The organism is Rubricella aquisinus (assembly GCF_014199445.1).
Taxonomy (GTDB): domain Bacteria; phylum Pseudomonadota; class Alphaproteobacteria; order Rhodobacterales; family Rhodobacteraceae; genus Rubricella; species Rubricella aquisinus.
In genome coordinates this window covers 310079-327187 of sequence record NZ_JACIJS010000003.1, presented here as the reverse complement: position 1 = coordinate 327187, position 17109 = coordinate 310079, and the positions used below count along the sequence as shown (strand labels likewise).

Genomic DNA, 17109 nt, shown 5'->3' with positions numbered 1-17109 from the left:
GCGATCAGGTGACCACCCGTTTTTTATGCGGTGAAGCGGTTGTCGCGAGGGAAGCCTCGCGGCGCCATGCGGCCCGCAGCGGCGCGCTTTGCAAGCCATTCTTCAAGTTCATCGGCCGTGACGGTGCGTGTGTTGCCATTGGTCATCGGCCAGCTCAGGCCGTCTGCAAGCGTGAAGGTGCGCGCATCCGACAGGCCGCCATCCTTGTATTTTTGCAAGCGCACGCCCTTGCCGCGGGTCAGTTCGGGCAATTCGTCAAGCGGGAAGGCAAGGAGCTTTCGGTTATCACCGACGGTGGCGACATGATCGCCCTCCACCGGGACACAGACCTTTGCCACAACGGGCGCTTTGACATTCATCACCTGACGGCCCGTCCGGGTCTGCGCGATCACCTCATCCTCCGGTGTGCGGAACCCATCGCCCGCACTGGAGGCCAGGAGCAGATGGCGGCCGGGGACGTGTTTGAACAGGGAAATCATCTCTGCCTCATTCGGCAGGTCGATCATCAGGCGCAGCGGTTCCCCCATGCCGCGCCCGCCGGGCAACCTGTCCGCGCCAAGGGTGTAGAACCGGCCCGTGGAGGCAAACAGCAGCACCTTATCCGTGGTCTCGGCATGGAAGGCAAAGCGCGGGCCGTCGCCATCCTTGAACTTGAATTCCTGATCCAGCGCCACATGCCCTTTCATCGCGCGGATCCAGCCCATTTGGGAGCAGACGACCGTGATCGGTTCCCGCTCGATCATCGCATCGAGGGAGATGTCGCCCACGCTGGGCGCATCATTGAAGCCCGAACGGCGCGCGCCCAAGGGATAGTCGGCGCCGTGCTGCGCCTTCAGGGCAGTCAGATCATCCGCGAAGGTGATGCCACGGAAGGCGCGCGGGGCACCGAACGTATCGCGGGTCTTGCGCAGTTGATCGGACAGGCGGGACCATTGAGTGTCTTCGGAGGCCAGCAAATCCTCCAGATCGGCGCGTTCGATCAGCAGCGCCTCACGCTCCTCACGCAATTGCATCTCTTCCAACCGCCGCAGGGCGCGCAGGCGCATGTTCAGGATCGCCTCTGCCTGAAGGTCGGTGAGGTCAAACTCCGCCATCATGATCGGTTTCGGCTCATCCTCATTGCGGATGATCTCAATCACGCGGTCGAGATTGAGGAACGCGGTGATATAGCCTTCAAGCACCTCAAGCCGGTGGTCGATCTTATCAAGCCGGTGTTGCGCGCGGCGCAGCATCACATCCCGCTGATGGTCGATCCAGGCGCGCAACACCTCCCGCAGGCTGCACACTTTGGGTGTGCGTCCATCAATCAGCACGTTCATGTTGAGAGAGAAGCGGATCTCAAGGTCCGATTGCCGGAACAGCGCTTCCATCAGCATCTGCGGATCGACGGTTTTGGCGCGCGGCTCCAGCACGATGCGCACGTCCTCCGCGCTCTCGTCCCGGATATCGGCGAGGATCGGGATTTTCTTGGCGTTGATCAGTTCCGCGATCTTTTCGATCAGCTTGGATTTTTGCACCTGATAGGGGATTTCGGTGACGACGATCTGCCATTGCCCCCGGCCAAGATCCTCCGTGTTCCACGTCGCGCGCAGGCGGAACGCGCCGCGCCCGGTGCGGTAGGTTTCGATGATCGTCTCGCGCGGTTCAACGATCACGCCGCCCGTGGGAAAATCAGGGCCGGGGATAAATTCCACCAGCTTTTCGATCCCGGCATTTGGGAATTTGATGAGGTGTAGGGCCGCGTCAATCACTTCGCCCACGTTATGGGGCGGAATATTCGTGGCCATGCCAACCGCAATCCCGGAGGAGCCATTGGCCAACAGGTTGGGGAACGCGCCGGGCATCACCGCAGGCTCGGTCAGGGAGCCGTCGTAATTCTCCCGAAAATCGACCGCGTTCTCCGCAAGTCCCACCATCATCGCCTCAGCCGCAGCGGTCAGGCGCGCCTCGGTGTAGCGGGAGGCCGCGGGGTTATCCCCGTCGATATTGCCGAAATTCCCCTGCCCATCGACCAGCGGATAGCGCACGTTGAAATCCTGCGCGAGCCGCGCCATCGCGTCATAGATCGCCTGATCGCCATGGGGATGATAATTGCCCATCACATCGCCCGAAATCTTCGACGATTTGCGGAATCGTCCCTCGGGGGAAAGCCTGAGTTCGCGCATCGCATAAAGGATACGCCGGTGCACCGGCTTCAGCCCGTCGCGCGCATCCGGGAGCGCCCGGTGCATGATCGTGGACAGCGCATACTGCAAATACCGATCGCCAATCGCCTTGGCGAGCAATTCGCTGGTGACATGCCCGTGTTCGGGCTCCATATCGGGGATGAGGGTATCGTCGGACATAGATGTTGTGTAATGCCCATGATGAAATCGGTCCAGCGGAAAGGATGCCCATGACCCGCACGATCCTGATTACCGGGTGTTCATCTGGCATCGGTCTTGATGCCGCGCGCAGCATGGCGGCCCGTGGGTGGCGCGTGTTTGCGACTTGCCGGAAGGCGGAGGATTGCGCGCGGTTGCAGGCCGAAGGCTTAGAGAGCTTCGTTCTGGATCATGACGACCCTGAAAGCATCACCGCCGCGATTGCGCAAGCGATGGAGCGTGCGGGGCGGATCGACGCGGCCTTCCTCAACGGAGCCTTTGCCCTGCCCGCCATGGCGGAGGACGTGCCGCGCGACGGGATGCGCGCGGTGATGGAGACGAATTTCATCGGCGTGCATGACATTGCCCGCCAGCTTGTCCCGATCATGCGCGATCAGGGGCATGGGCGGCTTTTGTTCTGCTCCTCCGTGCTTGGGCTGGTGGGGATCAAATATCGCGCACCCTATGTGGCGAGCAAATTCGCGATGGAGGGATATGCCGATTGCCTGCGGATGGAGCTTCACGGCTCAGGGATCGACGTCAGCCTGATCGAGCCGGGACCGATCCCGACCCGCATCAGGCAAAACGCGCAAAAGAATTTCGAGCGGTGGATTGCTTGGGAAACCTCCCGCCACCGCCCCTTCTACGAACGCAGCCTGCGCCCGCGCCTTTATGACGAAAGCGGCACGCCAGACCGGTTTGAGCGACCGGTGTCTGCGGTGACGCAAACCGTGATCCATGCCTGCGAAAGCCCCCGCCCCAAGGCGCGCTATTTCATCACGCCGGGCACCTATCTGGGCAATCTTGTCCGCCGGTTTTTGCCCACGCGCGCGGCGGATGCGATATTGCGACGGAATTGACCCTTTCCCTGCCCGCCTGACCACACTAGATGCACGATTATGACACAGGGACCATTATTCTGGATTGTTATCATCGCGTGCCTTGCGGTGCTGGCGATCCTTCTTGTCGGCGTGGGTGGTTTCGCCCGCGGCGGTGAATTCAACAAGAAATACGCGAACAAGATCATGCGGCTGCGGATCGGCGCACAATTTGTGGCTGTGCTGTTGATCCTGCTGTTTGTCTTTCTGGCGCGACAAGGGGGCTGACAAATGGTCGTTCTGAACAAGATCTACACCCGCACCGGCGATGCGGGGGAAACCGCGCTTGGCAATGGCGCGCGGGTGGCCAAACATTCCGCGCGCGTCACGGCTTATGGCACGGTGGATGAAACGAACGCGACGGTTGGCCTTGCCCAACTCCATGCCAGCGGGGAGATGGCGGCAGCCCTGACCCGGATTCAGAATGACTTGTTTGATGTGGGCGCTGACCTTTGCACCCCCGATATGGACAAGGATGACGAGCGCGAATACCCCGCGCTGCGCGTCGTGCCCTCTCAAGTGGACCGGCTGGAGGCGGAGATTGATGCGATGAATGCCGATCTGGCACCGTTGCGCAGCTTCATCCTGCCCGGTGGCAGCCCGCTTGCCACATATCTGCACCTGTGCCGCACCACATCGCGGCGGGCGGAGCGGCTGGTGGTCGAACTGGCCGCGACGGAGCCCGTGAACGAGGCCGCGATTCGCTACCTCAACCGCCTGTCCGACTGGTTTTTCGTGGCGGGCCGGGTTGCGAATAACAACGGTGCCGATGACGTGCTTTGGGTGCCGGGCGCAAATCGCTGACGCGGCGTCTTAGTTGACGCGCACGTCAACTATGGGGCAGATTTCGACGTGAAAAGCGGCTCCTGCGTCGCTTTTCCCCTAGGCGCGTTAGCGAAATAAAATTACCACCTAGGGGATGAAATCTGCCGGACCCACCCGGCGCAACCCTATGGAGTGAACGCGAATGAAGGTGCTCGTCCCCGTCAAACGTGTGATCGATTATAACGTGAAGGTCCGTGTGAAAGCGGATGGTTCCGGTGTCGATCTTGCAAATGTCAAAATGTCGATGAACCCGTTCGATGAGATTGCCGTGGAAGAGGCGATCCGTCTGAAGGAAAAGGGCGTCGCGGACGAAGTGGTCGCGGTGTCCATCGGCGTCAAGCAAAGCCAGGAAACCCTGCGCACGGCGCTCGCCATGGGGGCGGATCGCGCGATCCTCGTGATTGCGGCGGATGATGTGCATCAGGATATCGAGCCGCTCGCCGTGGCCAAAATCCTCAAAGCCGTGATTGATGAGGAGGCCCCGGGTCTCGTGATCGCGGGGAAGCAGGCGATCGACAATGATATGAACGCAACCGGCCAGATGCTGTCCGCCCTTCTGGGCTGGTCTCAGGCGACCTTCGCATCCGAAGTGAACGTCGATGGGGACAGCGCCGTTGTGACCCGTGAGGTCGATGGCGGCCTGCAAACGATCAAGGTGAAAATGCCTGCGATCATCACCGCCGATCTGCGCCTCAATGAGCCGCGCTATGCCTCCTTGCCGAACATCATGAAGGCAAAGAAAAAGCCGCTTGATGAGAAAACGGCTGCGGATTATGGCGTTGACGTGAGCCCGCGCCTGTCCGTCGTGAAAACGACCGAGCCTGCGGAACGTGCCGCCGGGATCAAGGTTGGCTCCGTTGACGAGCTGGTCGCAAAGCTGAAAGCGGAGGTGCTTTAAGATGGCTGTTCTTCTTCTTGCTGAAGTGATGGGCGATGACCTGTCCGTCGATTCCACCGCAAAGGCCCTGACGGCAGCGGCCCAGCTGGGTGACGTGACGGTGCTGGTCGCAGGTGGCAACGCGGCTGCCGCCGCCGCAGAAGCGGCCAAGCTGACCGGCGCATCCGCCGTGATCGCGGTGTCTGACGCGTCACTTGCCAATGGTCTGGCCGAGCCGCTGGCAGCACTTGTCGTGTCGATGGCAGGTGATTTTGAGCATATCGTGGCCCCCTCCACTGCGACGGGCAAAAACGTGATGCCGCGGGTCGCGGCCCTTCTTGATGTGATGGTGATCTCCGACGTGATGACCATCGTTGATGGCGACACGTTCGAGCGCCCGATCTATGCCGGGAACGCGATCCAGACCGTGAAATCCGCCGATGCGAAAAAGGTCATGACGATCCGCACCGCAGGCTTTGACGCGGCGGGCGAAGGCGGCTCTGCCGCTGTGTCCGACGGGGCGGCGGCGGACAATCCGGGCCTGTCTGAATGGGTTGAGGACAAGGTGGAAGAAAGCGACCGCCCCGACCTCACCTCCGCAAAGATCGTCGTATCGGGTGGCCGTGGCGTCGGCTCGGAAGAGAATTTCGCGATCATCGAAAAGCTCGCGGACAAGCTCGGTGCCGCAGTCGGTGCCTCCCGCGCGGCGGTCGATTCCGGTTATGCCCCGAATGACTGGCAGGTGGGCCAGACGGGTAAGGTCGTAGCCCCCGAACTCTACATCGCGGTCGGCATTTCGGGCGCGATCCAGCACCTTGCGGGGATGAAGGATTCCAAGATCATCGTCGCCATCAACAAGGACGAAGAGGCGCCGATTTTCCAGGTCGCCGATTATGGCCTTGTCGCGGATCTGTTCGATGCGGTGCCAGAGCTTGAAGGCAAACTCGGCTAAGCGCCCTCAAATCGACATCAGGAAAGGCCCGCCCCCCCGAGGCGGGCCTTTTTGCATGGGTCAGCGGCGGATGCGCAGCAGCTTGGTCAAGGGGGCTTCCAACAATTCCGCGACCTCCTCATGCATCATTGCGGAGGGAAACCGGCGGGCCACATGCATCCCGCGCGCGCCCGGAATGCGGTCGCCAACCTCCCCGCGCGCAGCCTCCTCGGAGGCCACATACTCGACATAATAATCGGCCATCGGGGCCACCGCCTCCACCATCTCGCGAGAGACGAAGGCAGGAACCCGGCGGCGCACTTCCCGCGCGGGCAGGCTGCCACTCTCCTCCGGCGACAGATCAGAGAACCACAGCAGGATTTTCTGCGTCTCGATATCGGTCATCAATTCCTTCATCCGCGCGATCCACGCATTTTTCATCTCAAGCCGGATCATCGCAAAGCGGGTCTCGTCCACTTCCTCCAATCGCGAAACCATGTTGGCGGCAAAACGGAACTGGCTGAAATCGACCTCTGGGTAGAGGGTTTTCAACTGTTCCGACGCCTCCTTGAATTTCTCGTTCCGGCGCAGATAGGTGGAATAGAGCCGGTTGGGCACGGTATGCGCGCTCATCACCGAAATCACGCAGATCTTGGCCTGTGAACATGCCTCCAGAATCACGGGATCCTTGATGAAAAAGCCCGGCCCCGCCCCCGGCGTGCCCCAGTTGATGCACTGATAGGACAGTTCCTGTTCCAGAACCGAAGGGTAGGTTTCGGGGGAGAATTTGCCATAGGTTTCCGACCCACCGATAAACGCGGCATAGGGTTTCGAGAGGTCCGGCATCGGGCCGCGAAAAATCTGCCGACTGCGCCCGAACCGGTATTCCTGATAATTGAGGGTGGTCGGAATGACCTTTTGCACTGACATCGCGCTCTCCGTCTTGCGTCCTGACCAGCCATACCGTCTGTCAGTAAACAAAGGCTGAACGCCCCATTCCCCTTGCGGCCATTCTGGCAATCGCCCTATTGTCAGGCCCATAGCGGATACAGGAGAGAATGCGATGGCGATCCAGACAGTTGGCGTGATCGGCGCGGGGCAAATGGGCAATGGGATTGCCCATGTTTTTGCGTTGTCCGGCTATAACGTGGCGCTCAACGATATCTCCTCTGACGCGGTCGACCGGGCGATTGGCCTGATCGAAAACAATCTCGATCGGCAGGTGGGCCGGGGTAAGATCAGTCAGGAGGACCGCGACGCCGCAATGGCCCGGATCGCCCCGCAGATGGACCTCGCAGCCCTTGGTCAAAGCGATCTGATCATTGAGGCCGCGACCGAAAATGAGGATGTGAAGAACAAGATCTTCGCCTCCCTCGCGCCGCATCTGGCGGAGCATACGATCCTGACGTCAAACACCTCCTCCATCTCCATCACGCGGCTTGCGTCCCGCACGGATCGGCCAGAGCGGTTCATGGGCTTTCACTTCATGAATCCTGTGCCGGTGATGCAACTGGTGGAACTGATCCGGGGGATCGCGACTGATGAGGCGACGTATAAGACACTCGCCGATGTGGTGGACCGCTTGGGCAAACAGGCGGCCAGTGCGGAGGATTTCCCAGCCTTCATCGTGAACCGCATCCTGATGCCGATGATTAATGAAGCGATCTACACGCTTTATGAAGGGGTCGGATCGGTGCAGAGCATCGACACGTCGCTTAAGCTCGGCGCCAATCATCCGATGGGGCCTCTGGAACTTGCCGATTTCATCGGGCTGGATACCTGCCTTGCGATCATGAACGTGCTGCATGACGGGTTGGCGGACACGAAATACCGCCCCTGCCCGCTTTTGGTGAAATATGTCGAGGCCGGATGGCTGGGCCGAAAGACGGATCGCGGCTTTTATGATTACCGCGGCGAGGTACCAGTGCCCACCCGGTGATCGTTCTGATTTCATCAACAAACCTGTTCTTGCTTTCGCTCTAGGCACCGTCGGGAAACGAACCCATGTTCCGTTCACAGCAACGCAACAGGAGGATTTCCCCATGCTTATCCGCTCTTTGGCTCTGACCACCGCACTTGTTTCCGCCCCGCTCGCCGCGCAGGCGGACTGGACGCTTGATCCGTCGCACACCTCGATCATGTTCAGCGTCAACCATCTTGGCTTTTCCGATACGATCGGCTTTTTCGAGTCCTTTGATGGCGATGTGACGTTCGATGCCAACAACATCCCGGCAACCGAAGTGTCCTTCACCATTGACGCTGCATCCATCAACACGCTTTGGGAGGCACGCGATGCGCATATCCGCAACGCCGATTTCCTCGATGTTGAGAACCACCCGGCGATCACCTTCGTCTCCACGTCTGTTGAGCAGACGAGCGACACGACCGCGATCATTACGGGCGACATGACCCTGCGCGGCGTGACTCAGGAAGTGACCTTTGACGCATCGCTCAACCAGCTTGCCCCCAACCCGTTCAACCCGACGCAGGGGGTTGCGGGCTTCACCATCACGGGCGAAGTGGACCGGACGGCATTCGGCATCGACTTTGGCGCGCCAGTGATTGGGGCGATCATTCCGGTGACGATTAACACGGAATTGAATGCGCCTGCCGCACTGATCAACTAACCTCACCAAAACGGGGCCGCACCACAAACGGTGCGGCCCCATGTCCAACAGGAGGCATCCAATGAAACTGAAGAATGACAAGCAGGGCTGGGGCCTTCCAAGCCGCGCCATTCACTGGATCACTGCCGGTCTCTTTCTGTGGACGATGGGATTGGGCGTTTACATGACACGGTTTGTTTCCGATCCGATCGTGCAATTCGGCCTGACCCAGACCCATAAAAGCTGGGGCTTTCTGGTGTTCGCGCTCGCCGTGCTGCGGGTCGGTTGGCTGTTGATCAATCGCACGCGTCCAGAGCCGGGCGCGGATGCGCCCCGGTATGAAAGCATCGGCGCACGGGTCAGCCACGCGATCCTCTATATCGGGATTTTCCTTTTGCCGCTGTCCGGCTGGATCATGTCTGCCGCGTCACCGCTTCAGGATTTGCTCAACATCGACAATATGGTGTTCGACTGGTTCGCGCTGCCCGATCCATGGGTGCCAGGCGTGAAATGGATCGAAGAAGCCGCGCATCTTGTGCATGATGTCACGGGTAAGGTGATGGCGCTGACGCTGCTTGTTCACATCGGTGCAGCGCTCAAGCATCATTTCGTGAACAAGGACCGCGTGCTTGCCCGGATGGTGAAGGGCTCTTAACGCCCCTCGCCGAACCTGTCCGCCACCAGATCACGCAGCGCGGTGGCAAGCGCTTCTGCTTGAGGACCGCTGGTTTCCACCTCGATCACCGTGCCCTTGGCGGCGGCCAGCATCAACAGGCCCATGATCGAATCGCCCGAGACCGTCTCCCCATTGCGGGTGACTTTCGCGTTGGCATCGAACCCCTCCACCGTTTCGACAAAACGGGCGGAGGCGCGGGCATGAAGGCCCTTTTCATTTACGATCTCAAGTGTCTGGAGCATTCTTAAATCGTGTTACTCAGCGGCTGCGACAGGCGCATCCCATACATCAATATACCTGCGCCCGGTCTTGAGCGCGCTGGCCACGGCCTCGGACCGGGACAGGTTTCGCGATTTTGCCAATTGGATCAGCAATGGTAGGTTCGCGCCATAAATCACATCCATCCGGTCCACGATACAGGCATTCAGCGCCAGATTGGACGGCGTGCTGCCGAACAGGTCCGTCACCAGCACAACGCCCGCCCCAGTATCCACCTCATCAGCGGCAAGGCAGATATCGGCCTGCCTGTCGGCAAGGCTATCGTCTGACGCAATGGCCATCGCGCGCACATTGTCGAGCGGGCCCACCACATGCTCCATCGCGGCCTTATAGGCCGTCGCAAGAGTGTCATGTGCAACAATTACAATCCCAATCACAGCGCGGGTGTCCCTTCCCAAGAGCTGCCTAGACCTGTCGTCTCTCCAACTCCCGGTGCCTGACGGTGACCGGCCAACCCATTTGGGCAAGGCGCTTTGAGACTTCGTTAGCCATATAGACTGATCTATGCTTGCCGCCAGTGCAACCGAAACCGAGGGTAAAATACGCCTTTCCTTCTTCGACATAGGCGGGCAGCAAAAGTTTCAGCAATTCAATCGTTTGGTCCATGAATTGCGCATGTCGGCTGTCCTCTTGCACATAGGCGGCAACAGCCGGATCAAGCCCTGTGAGAGGGCGCAGCCGTTCATCCCAGTGGGGGTTGCGCAAAAACCGGCAATCAAGTGCCATATCCAGCCCTGAGGGCGTGCCCCGCTTATAGGAAAACGATTCGAGGCTGATCGACATGGTCGGCCCGGCACCCCGGCCAAACAGCTTGCCAAGTTCCGCTTTCAGGTCATGGGGTGACAAATCGGACGTGTCGATCAGCATGTCGGCATGTTGGCGCAGCGGCTCCAGCGCCTGAATTTCAAGCGATATCCCTTCCGACGGGGTGTCCTCATGGGCCAGCGGATGCTTGCGCCGCGTCTCTGAAAAGCGGCGCAGCAGCACGTCCTCGTGACAATCGAGATACAGGAGCACCGGGTCCAGACGCGGCTCCTTCCGCATCCAGTAAAGGACATCGAGCATCGCAGAGGAGTTAAAGCCGCGCGTGCGTACATCCACCCCAATCGCAACAGGGGCTGCGGCATCCGGCTGGCTGATCAATAGGGGCCGGATAAGGCCCAAAGGCAGATTGTCGATCGCCTCAAAGCCCAAATCCTCAAGGCTGCGGATCGCCGTGATCCGCCCTGCGCCCGACGGGCCAGTGACCAGAACGATCTTCTGCCCCTCTTTTGAAGTCACCATGCTGATGTCACCCTTGATCCACTGCGTCGGGGTCCAAGAGGTGCGCGCGGTCGGACAAAAGCAGCATGACCACCGCGGCAAGCCCTGTAAGCCCCCGCCCTGCAATATAGGGTATCGAATGGTCCTGAACCACAACCTGTTTCTGGGTGGGCAGCCGGGTGTCAGGCCGCGCATCAAGATCAACCACCCATTTCAGCGGGACGGGGTGCGGAGCGGGTTCGGTTTTCAGCAAGCCGATGCCGCGCGCTTCGATCAAGCCACGAATGGCGGGTGGGGCGGACAGGACCGGGCCGTCCTTACCCTGCCCGATCAAGACCCGGTCATCCGCAATCAGCACGCAGCCGCGCGCGATCAGGTCCAGCGCCAGAAGGCTTTTGCCCGCGCCGGAGGCGCCTTTGATCCAGACAGCAGCGCCGTTCAGGGCAACCGCCGTTCCCGCGACGGTCCGCCCGTCGCTCATACCGGAATTTCGAGGATGAATCGCGCGCCCAGGCGCGGATCGTCGCGCCCATGTCCTTCGGCCCGGATATTCTCCACCCAAAGCCGCCCGTCATGCGCCTCCGCAATCTGGCGGGAAATCGCAAGGCCAAGGCCGGAATGGTTGCCAAACTCCTGCCCCGGACGCTCGCTATAGAACCGCTCGAACACATCTTCGAGGTTGTCATCTGGGATGCCCGGCCCCTCATCCTCCACCTCTACGCGCAGGTGAGAGGTATCCTTGCGGCGCACGATGGCGCGCACGGTCTGCCCCGGTTCCGAGAAAGACAGCGCATTGGTGATGAGATTGATGATGATCTGCGCGATCCGCCCTTCCAATCCGCGCATCAGCAACGGCTCTTCCGGTCGGTCGAGCACGAGGGCTGCGCCCGCATCCTCTGCCACGCCCTGATTATACTCCACGAGGTTTTCGGTCAGGCGGGCGAGGTCAAACTCCTCCATTTCCTCGCGCACCAGTTCACTGTCGAGACGTGACGCATTGGAGATATCCGTGACCAGACGATCAAGGCGCCCCACATCATTCTCAATCACGCCGATCAGGCGTTCGCGCTGCTCGTCCGTCTTGGCATAGCGCATCGTCTCCACCGCTGAACGCAGGGAGGTCAGCGGATTTTTGATCTCATGGGCCACGTCCGCGGCAAAACTTTCATTCGCCTCGATCCGGTCGAACAGTGCGTTGGTCATGCCGCGCATGGCTTGGCTCAGATAGCCAATTTCATCGGGGCGATGGCTCATGTCGGGGATGCGGATGCGTTCGGCGGCGAATTTGCCGCCTGCGCCGTCATTCCCTCCAGCCTCCGCTGCTGCCGCAAGCTGGCGCAAGGGGCGCGCGATGTTGCCCGACAGGATCGTCGTCAGCAAAACCGACACCACAAGCGCAAGCGCGAAAAGGATCAGCACCTCCACCCGCTCGCGCGCGACGATGGCGTCGATATCGCCCGCCGGGGTCGAGAGGGTCACCGCCCCCTTAACAATCGTTCCCGAATAGATCGGCATCGCGATAGAGAGGATCAGATTGCTGTCCTGATCGCGAATGGCCTGCGACACGGTTCGCCCATCAAGCGCCGCGGAAATCATTGGCCCTGCGTTTTGCGGGCTGACGGATGTTCCCGCAGGCGAGGTCGCGTTGGCCGACCGGGTCAATCGGGTGGTGAGCCTGTCCCAGACTGTTTCTTCGGCGGGGGCAACCTCTGCGGTATGGAGGTTGGCACTTTTCGCGGCCTCCAGAAGCTGCATCTCCCGGCCGACAATCGTCTCCGACGACGCGATCTCCATCGCCTCGGGATCATAGACGCGGATCGTGGCACCATCTGGCCGGGCGATGACGCGCATCACTTCCACGACCTGAAGCGTATCAAGGGCGCGCTGTTGAGGATCACCTGCAAACGCGCCAAGGGCGCGCGCTGCCACTTCCGCCTCGATCACGAGGGTGCGGGCCCGCTGTTCGATCAGGCTGTCTTCGGATTGGTTGAGGAACAGCACACCGACGAACAGCACACTCATCGCGACCGCGTTCACCGTCATGATGCGCCGCGCGATGGGTGAGGTCGTGAGCCAGCGCGATTGCGACGGGCCACCCCCGTGACTGCCGGGATCAAGCGAGAGGGTCATCCCTTCCCGCAGGGAATGCTTTTCGCGCAAGCCTCCCCAGCGCCGTTTCGGGCGGTCTGTCATCTGCTCGTCGGACGACCCGGTGGTCACGCTTCGTTATACCTGTACCCTACGCCATAGAGCGTCTCGATAGAGGAGAAGCTGTCATCCACGGCTTTGAATTTCTTGCGCACCCGTTTGATGTGGCTGTCGATGGTGCGATCATCCACATAAATCTGATCGTCATAGGCCGCATCCATCAACTGATCGCGGTTTTTCACGAAACCGGGGCGGGAGGCGAGCGTTTCGAGGATCAGGAACTCCGTCACCGTCAGGGAGACAGACTGCCCGTCCCAAGTCACCAGATGGCGCTGGTTGTCCATCGTCAGCTTTCCACGGGTGATGGTGCTGGCGGCGTTCTCTTCGGCGTCGGGGTTCATCCGTGCTTCGCGGCGGCGCAGAACGGCGCGAATCCGTTCGATCAGCAAACGCTGGGAGAAGGGCTTGCGCACATAATCATCCGCGCCCATCCGCAGGCCGAGCACCTCGTCGATCTCCTCATCCTTGGAGGTGAGGAAAATCACCGGCATGTCCGATTTCTGGCGCAGGCGGCTCAAAAGCTCCATGCCGTCCATGCGCGGCATCTTGATGTCAAACACACCCAAATCCCGCGGATCTTGTGACAAGGCCTGATAGGCCGATGCCCCGTCATTATAAGTCGTGACCTGATAGCCTTCGGATTCCAAGGCAATAGACACGGATGTGAGAATATTCCGGTCGTCATCCACCAACGCAATGCGCGTCATACCCCGCCCCTTAACTAGCAAACTCCGTGATTGCTAAACCTAGCGGCAACAGCCCCCCCGACACAAGCCCGGTGAGGCGATCGCAATAATCTGTCGTCTACCGGGAAGTGGGTGCGCGGAAATGATCCACACCTTGTGGCTGGATTCACGAAAAGTTCATGATATACGGCAGACCTCACCGCCCGGTGACGGGCCTGCGCATGTTTTGCAGGCTACCCGCGGGACTGGCCCTTCCGCCGCCGCCGGGCTTGGTCGAAAAAGTGCGGGGTGGATGCCGCTTGAGAAAACCTACCACCCCAAATCCTGGGAGTTCAGTCCACATGGAGACTGGCAAGGTCAATCCGTCGTTCCGCTTGGAGCAGTCGGGGATCACTGGTGTTAAAACCGTTCATTACAATCTGCTGGAGCATGACCTCATCAACGCCGCCGTGCGCCGGGGCGAAGGCGAGGTTGGTCGCGGGGGGGCATTCCTTGTCACCACCGGCAAACATACCGGGCGGTCGCCGCTGGATAAGTTTGTCGTGCGCGAAGCCTCCGTCGAAGACTCCATCTGGTGGGAAAACAATAAGCCCATGAGCCCGGAGGCATTCGCGGTGCTCAAGGCGGACATGCTGAAGCATGTCAAAGGGTCCGAGATGTTCGTGCAGGACCTTTATGGTGGCGCGGACCCGGAATACCGGCTCAACGTGCGCCTGGTGACCGAGCTTGCCTGGCACAACCTTTTCATCCGTCACCTGCTGCGGCGGCCCGAATTGGAAGAGCTGGAAACCTTCACCTCTGAATTCACCGTTCTGAACTGCCCTAGCTTCAACGCCGATCCCGCGCGCCATGGCTGCCGGTCTGAGACGGTGATCGCGATCAGCTTTGAGGAGAAGCTCGTGCTGATCGGTGGCACCTCCTATGCTGGTGAGAACAAGAAATCCGTGTTCTCCATCCTCAACTACCTGCTGCCCGCAAAGGGCGTGATGCCGATGCACTGCTCGGCCAACCACGCGCCGGGCAATCCCAAGGACACCGCCGTTTTCTTTGGCCTGTCTGGCACCGGCAAAACGACGCTCAGCGCCGATCCGTCCCGCGTGCTGATCGGCGATGATGAGCATGGCTGGACGTCAGAGAGCACCTTCAACTTTGAAGGTGGCTGTTACGCGAAAACCATCGACCTGAACCCGAAGGCCGAGCCTGAAATCTATGCCACCACGTCGAAATTCGGCACGGTCATCGAAAACATGGTCTATGATCCTTACACCAAGGAACTGGATTTTCAGGATGACAGCCTGACGGCGAATATGCGCTGCGCCTATCCGCTGCATTACATCTCCAACGCGTCGGAAACCTCCATCGGGGGCTATCCGCGCAATGTGGTGATGCTGACCTGTGATGCGTTTGGCGTGCTGCCCCCCATCGCGCGGCTGACGCCTGCGCAGGCGATGTATCACTTCCTGTCGGGCTTCACCTCCAAGGTGGCCGGGACCGAGAAGGGCGTGACAGAGCCTCAGCCGACCTTCTCCACCTGTTTTGGCGCGCCCTTCATGCCGCGTCGGCCAGAGGTTTACGGCGCGTTGTTGCGAGACAAGATCGCAGAGCATGGCGCGGATTGCTGGCTGGTGAACACTGGCTGGACCGGCGGTGCCTATGGCACCGGTTCCCGGATGCCGATCCGCGCGACGCGGGCGCTGCTGCACGCGGCCCTCGACGGATCGCTCAAGGATGCCACGTTCCGCACCGACCCGAATTTCGGCTTTGAGGTTCCGATCTCTGTCGATGGGGTATCGGATGTGCTGCTCGACCCGCGCCGCACATGGGATGACAAGGCCGCTTATGACGCGCAGGCTGCGAAACTTGCGTCCATGTTTGCCGAGAATTTTGGCCAGTATGAGCCCTTCGTCGGGGAAGATGTGTTGGCCGCGGCTGTGAAGGCCGCGTGACCATTCCCGTCGGGATAGACGGGTGCAAAGGGGGCTGGCTCGCGGTTGCGCGCCAGCCTTCCGGCATTTTGGAGGCGGCCATTTTGCCTAGCCTCCTCGATGTGGCAGACCGCTGGCCGGACCCGATGATTGTCGTTGACACGCCTGTCGGCCTGCCCATGGACGGAACACGCCCGCGCGCAACGGACGGCATCGCAAGACGTCTGCTGAAAGAGGGAAACACCGATGGGCATCGTTCCGTCGGATCGCGCGTGTTCCCGGCCCCACCCCGCCCCGCGCTGGAGATGTGGCGGGGCGGCATGGCTTACCGCGACATCAACGCCGCGATGCTGGGCAAAAAGCTCACGCTTCAGGCCTTTCATATCCTCAACAAGATTGATGAGGCCGACCGGCAGATCACTCCCGCACTTCAAAACCGTATTCGGGAGGGGCACCCAGAGCTTTCCTTTCTTGAGGCTGCGGGCAAGACCCTTGGCCCGAAGAAACGCAGCCAATGGCGACATACGCGGATTGCGCTGCTGCGGACCCTTGGGCTGTATCACGACGACCTTCCCGTCATGCTTGGACGACGAAAAGGGCGCTGGGGCACGGATGACCTTCTGGATGCCTGTATCCTGATCCGCACCGCTCAACGCTGCATCGCGGGCACGGCGCAGCATATTCCCGAGACGCCGGAAACGGACACGAATGGCCTCAGGGCCGAGATCTGGTTCTAGGCGAAAATCCCGCGCCGCAGCAGGTTGAGCCCCGCGATCACCAGCACGATCTGTGTTGCCCGGCGGAACGTGACCTGATCCATCCGGTCCTGCACCCAAAGCCCCAACGCCATTCCCGCGAAGGCAGGCAGGATCAGCAAAACCGACAGCGGCCCGGTGCTCGCATTCAGCACGCCCGTCTGCCCATGGATCACCACCAACAACGCAAGCCCAAGGAAAAAGATGATACCTTGCAGGCGCACCTGCTCGGCCTTCTTGACGTTGCTCGCCAACAGATAGAGCACGATGGGCGGGCCAGTGACAGCGGCCAATCCGCCAAAGATGCCCGCGAAGATACCCGCCAGCCATTCGGCAACCTGATGGCGCACCATCGCCTCACTCGGGGTCCAGCCGGACAGTTGCAACAGCGTAAAGCCGGTCACGCCGACGCCAAGGATCAGGAACAGCAATTGCTGGGACATGATCGCCACAAAAGGCGCCACGCACCCTATTACCACGACGACGATCACTGTTAGCCGCCACCATTTCATGACCGTCTCAAACGCCGCGCGCGGGCCGTCACGCAACCCTTGCCAGATGTTGGTCAGCAACGCGGGCAACAGCAGCCCCGCCACGGCATATGTCGCGGGCAGGAAGGAGCCTAACCCGCTCACCGCAACCATCGGCAGGGCAAAGCCGACAATGCCCTTCACCAGCCCCGCCGTGAACATCACAAGCGCAGCGAGAACCATCGCGGTCGGGCCAATATCAGACAGGAGCGTGTCGAGCATGGTGTGATGTCCCACGCGGCTTGAGCAAACACAATGCTAATATAATTCCGGTGTGACCCAATATCGCGTCATTTTCTTGCGGATA

The 17109-nt window shown here is 60.5% G+C and carries 19 protein-coding genes; 10 read left to right on the top strand and 9 right to left on the bottom strand.

Features of this window, described 5'->3' with window-relative positions:
* Positions 1-23 precede the first annotated feature (23 nt).
* The gene (parC, locus tag FHS89_RS06610) at positions 24-2345 is read right to left on the bottom strand and encodes a DNA topoisomerase IV subunit A (RefSeq protein ID WP_184009785.1); all 2322 of its coding nucleotides are present in this window, start codon (positions 2343-2345) and stop codon (positions 24-26) included.
* Between the two features lie 50 nt (positions 2346-2395).
* Between parC and FHS89_RS06605 the strand changes: the two genes are divergently transcribed.
* The 5 genes from FHS89_RS06605 (at position 2396) to FHS89_RS06585 (ending at position 5895) form a co-directional block, all read left to right on the top strand.
* Entirely contained in the window at positions 2396-3223 is an 828-nt protein-coding gene (locus FHS89_RS06605; protein WP_184009783.1) for an SDR family NAD(P)-dependent oxidoreductase, read from the top strand.
* A 39-nt stretch (positions 3224-3262) separates the two neighbouring features.
* On the top strand, positions 3263-3469 hold the full coding sequence (locus FHS89_RS06600) for a twin transmembrane helix small protein (RefSeq protein WP_184009780.1): 207 nt from the start codon (positions 3263-3265) through the stop codon (positions 3467-3469).
* Positions 3470-3472: 3 nt separating this feature from the next.
* Positions 3473-4045 carry a cob(I)yrinic acid a,c-diamide adenosyltransferase gene (locus FHS89_RS06595; RefSeq protein ID WP_184009778.1) on the top strand — a complete coding sequence of 191 codons (573 nt, stop codon included), beginning with the start codon at positions 3473-3475 and terminating at the stop codon, positions 4043-4045.
* A 163-nt stretch (positions 4046-4208) separates the two neighbouring features.
* Positions 4209-4964 (top strand): electron transfer flavoprotein subunit beta/FixA family protein, encoded by a 756-nt coding sequence (locus FHS89_RS06590; RefSeq protein ID WP_184009776.1) that lies wholly within the window; start codon positions 4209-4211, stop codon positions 4962-4964.
* Position 4965: 1 nt separating this feature from the next.
* The gene (locus FHS89_RS06585) at positions 4966-5895 is read left to right on the top strand and encodes an electron transfer flavoprotein subunit alpha/FixB family protein (protein ID WP_184009774.1); all 930 of its coding nucleotides are present in this window, start codon (positions 4966-4968) and stop codon (positions 5893-5895) included.
* 60 nt (positions 5896-5955) lie between these two features.
* On the opposite strand, the gene FHS89_RS06580 is transcribed toward FHS89_RS06585, so the two are convergent.
* Positions 5956-6804: a DUF6473 family protein gene (locus FHS89_RS06580; protein ID WP_184009772.1), complete on the bottom strand. Its 849-nt coding sequence runs from the start codon at positions 6802-6804 to the stop codon at positions 5956-5958.
* A gap of 133 nt (positions 6805-6937) precedes the next feature.
* Between FHS89_RS06580 and FHS89_RS06575 the strand changes: the two genes are divergently transcribed.
* The 3 genes from FHS89_RS06575 (at position 6938) to FHS89_RS06565 (ending at position 9135) form a co-directional block, all read left to right on the top strand.
* Positions 6938-7813, top strand: a complete 876-nt coding sequence (locus FHS89_RS06575) for a 3-hydroxybutyryl-CoA dehydrogenase (RefSeq protein WP_184009770.1) — start codon at positions 6938-6940, stop codon at positions 7811-7813.
* 103 nt (positions 7814-7916) lie between these two features.
* A complete protein-coding gene (locus FHS89_RS06570; RefSeq protein ID WP_184009768.1) occupies positions 7917-8501 on the top strand; it encodes a YceI family protein in 585 nt (194 codons plus the stop codon).
* A 61-nt stretch (positions 8502-8562) separates the two neighbouring features.
* Positions 8563-9135 (top strand): cytochrome b, encoded by a 573-nt coding sequence (locus FHS89_RS06565; protein ID WP_184009766.1) that lies wholly within the window; start codon positions 8563-8565, stop codon positions 9133-9135.
* Here FHS89_RS06565 and FHS89_RS06560 read toward each other — a convergent pair.
* The 6 genes from FHS89_RS06560 to FHS89_RS06535 are packed head-to-tail and all read right to left on the bottom strand — an operon-like array spanning position 9132 to position 13613.
* Positions 9132-9398 carry an HPr family phosphocarrier protein gene (locus FHS89_RS06560; RefSeq protein WP_184009764.1) on the bottom strand — a complete coding sequence of 89 codons (267 nt, stop codon included), beginning with the start codon at positions 9396-9398 and terminating at the stop codon, positions 9132-9134. The two genes, FHS89_RS06565 and FHS89_RS06560, sit on opposite strands and share 4 nt — an antisense overlap.
* A gap of 12 nt (positions 9399-9410) precedes the next feature.
* Positions 9411-9812 (bottom strand): PTS sugar transporter subunit IIA domain-containing protein, encoded by a 402-nt coding sequence (locus tag FHS89_RS06555; RefSeq protein WP_184009762.1) that lies wholly within the window; start codon positions 9810-9812, stop codon positions 9411-9413.
* 28 nt (positions 9813-9840) lie between these two features.
* Entirely contained in the window at positions 9841-10719 is an 879-nt protein-coding gene (rapZ, locus tag FHS89_RS06550) for an RNase adapter RapZ (protein ID WP_184009760.1), read from the bottom strand.
* Between the two features lie 7 nt (positions 10720-10726).
* Positions 10727-11179, bottom strand: coding sequence for an HPr kinase/phosphorylase (locus FHS89_RS06545; RefSeq protein WP_184009758.1), 453 nt, complete (start codon positions 11177-11179; stop codon positions 10727-10729).
* Entirely contained in the window at positions 11176-12918 is a 1743-nt protein-coding gene (locus FHS89_RS06540; RefSeq protein WP_184009756.1) for an ATP-binding protein, read from the bottom strand. Before FHS89_RS06540 ends, FHS89_RS06545 begins: the two co-directional genes overlap by 4 nt.
* Complete coding sequence (locus tag FHS89_RS06535) at positions 12915-13613, bottom strand: response regulator transcription factor (RefSeq protein WP_184009754.1); 699 nt, start codon at positions 13611-13613, stop codon at positions 12915-12917. The genes FHS89_RS06540 and FHS89_RS06535 overlap by 4 nt, the downstream gene beginning before the upstream one ends.
* 320 nt (positions 13614-13933) lie before the next feature.
* Here FHS89_RS06535 and FHS89_RS06530 point away from each other — a divergent pair, with 320 nt between their 5' ends.
* Complete coding sequence (locus FHS89_RS06530; RefSeq protein WP_184009752.1) at positions 13934-15538, top strand: phosphoenolpyruvate carboxykinase; 1605 nt, start codon at positions 13934-13936, stop codon at positions 15536-15538.
* On the top strand, positions 15535-16254 hold the full coding sequence (locus FHS89_RS06525; protein ID WP_184009750.1) for a DUF429 domain-containing protein: 720 nt from the start codon (positions 15535-15537) through the stop codon (positions 16252-16254). Before FHS89_RS06530 ends, FHS89_RS06525 begins: the two co-directional genes overlap by 4 nt.
* Here the strand turns inward: FHS89_RS06525 and FHS89_RS06520 are convergent.
* On the bottom strand, positions 16251-17024 hold the full coding sequence (locus tag FHS89_RS06520; protein WP_184009748.1) for a sulfite exporter TauE/SafE family protein: 774 nt from the start codon (positions 17022-17024) through the stop codon (positions 16251-16253). The genes FHS89_RS06525 and FHS89_RS06520 overlap by 4 nt on opposite strands.
* Positions 17025-17109: the final 85 nt, after the last annotated feature.

Bases quoted from the DNA above. Each gene is read 5' to 3' on its own strand.
- parC (WP_184009785.1), bottom strand. From the start codon at position 2,345: ATGTCCGACGATACCCTCATCCCCGATATGGAGCCCGAACACGGGCAT.
- FHS89_RS06605 (WP_184009783.1), top strand. From the start codon at position 2,396: ATGACCCGCACGATCCTGATTACCGGGTGTTCATCTGGCATCGGTCTT.
- FHS89_RS06600 (WP_184009780.1), top strand. From the start codon at position 3,263: ATGACACAGGGACCATTATTCTGGATTGTTATCATCGCGTGCCTTGCG.
- FHS89_RS06595 (WP_184009778.1), top strand. From the start codon at position 3,473: ATGGTCGTTCTGAACAAGATCTACACCCGCACCGGCGATGCGGGGGAA.
- FHS89_RS06590 (WP_184009776.1), top strand. From the start codon at position 4,209: ATGAAGGTGCTCGTCCCCGTCAAACGTGTGATCGATTATAACGTGAAG.
- FHS89_RS06585 (WP_184009774.1), top strand. From the start codon at position 4,966: ATGGCTGTTCTTCTTCTTGCTGAAGTGATGGGCGATGACCTGTCCGTC.
- FHS89_RS06580 (WP_184009772.1), bottom strand. From the start codon at position 6,804: ATGTCAGTGCAAAAGGTCATTCCGACCACCCTCAATTATCAGGAATAC.
- FHS89_RS06575 (WP_184009770.1), top strand. From the start codon at position 6,938: ATGGCGATCCAGACAGTTGGCGTGATCGGCGCGGGGCAAATGGGCAAT.
- FHS89_RS06570 (WP_184009768.1), top strand. From the start codon at position 7,917: ATGCTTATCCGCTCTTTGGCTCTGACCACCGCACTTGTTTCCGCCCCG.
- FHS89_RS06565 (WP_184009766.1), top strand. From the start codon at position 8,563: ATGAAACTGAAGAATGACAAGCAGGGCTGGGGCCTTCCAAGCCGCGCC.
- FHS89_RS06560 (WP_184009764.1), bottom strand. From the start codon at position 9,398: ATGCTCCAGACACTTGAGATCGTAAATGAAAAGGGCCTTCATGCCCGC.
- rapZ (WP_184009760.1), bottom strand. From the start codon at position 10,719: ATGGTGACTTCAAAAGAGGGGCAGAAGATCGTTCTGGTCACTGGCCCG.
- FHS89_RS06545 (WP_184009758.1), bottom strand. From the start codon at position 11,179: ATGAGCGACGGGCGGACCGTCGCGGGAACGGCGGTTGCCCTGAACGGC.
- FHS89_RS06535 (WP_184009754.1), bottom strand. From the start codon at position 13,613: ATGACGCGCATTGCGTTGGTGGATGACGACCGGAATATTCTCACATCC.
- FHS89_RS06530 (WP_184009752.1), top strand. From the start codon at position 13,934: ATGGAGACTGGCAAGGTCAATCCGTCGTTCCGCTTGGAGCAGTCGGGG.
- FHS89_RS06520 (WP_184009748.1), bottom strand. From the start codon at position 17,024: ATGCTCGACACGCTCCTGTCTGATATTGGCCCGACCGCGATGGTTCTC.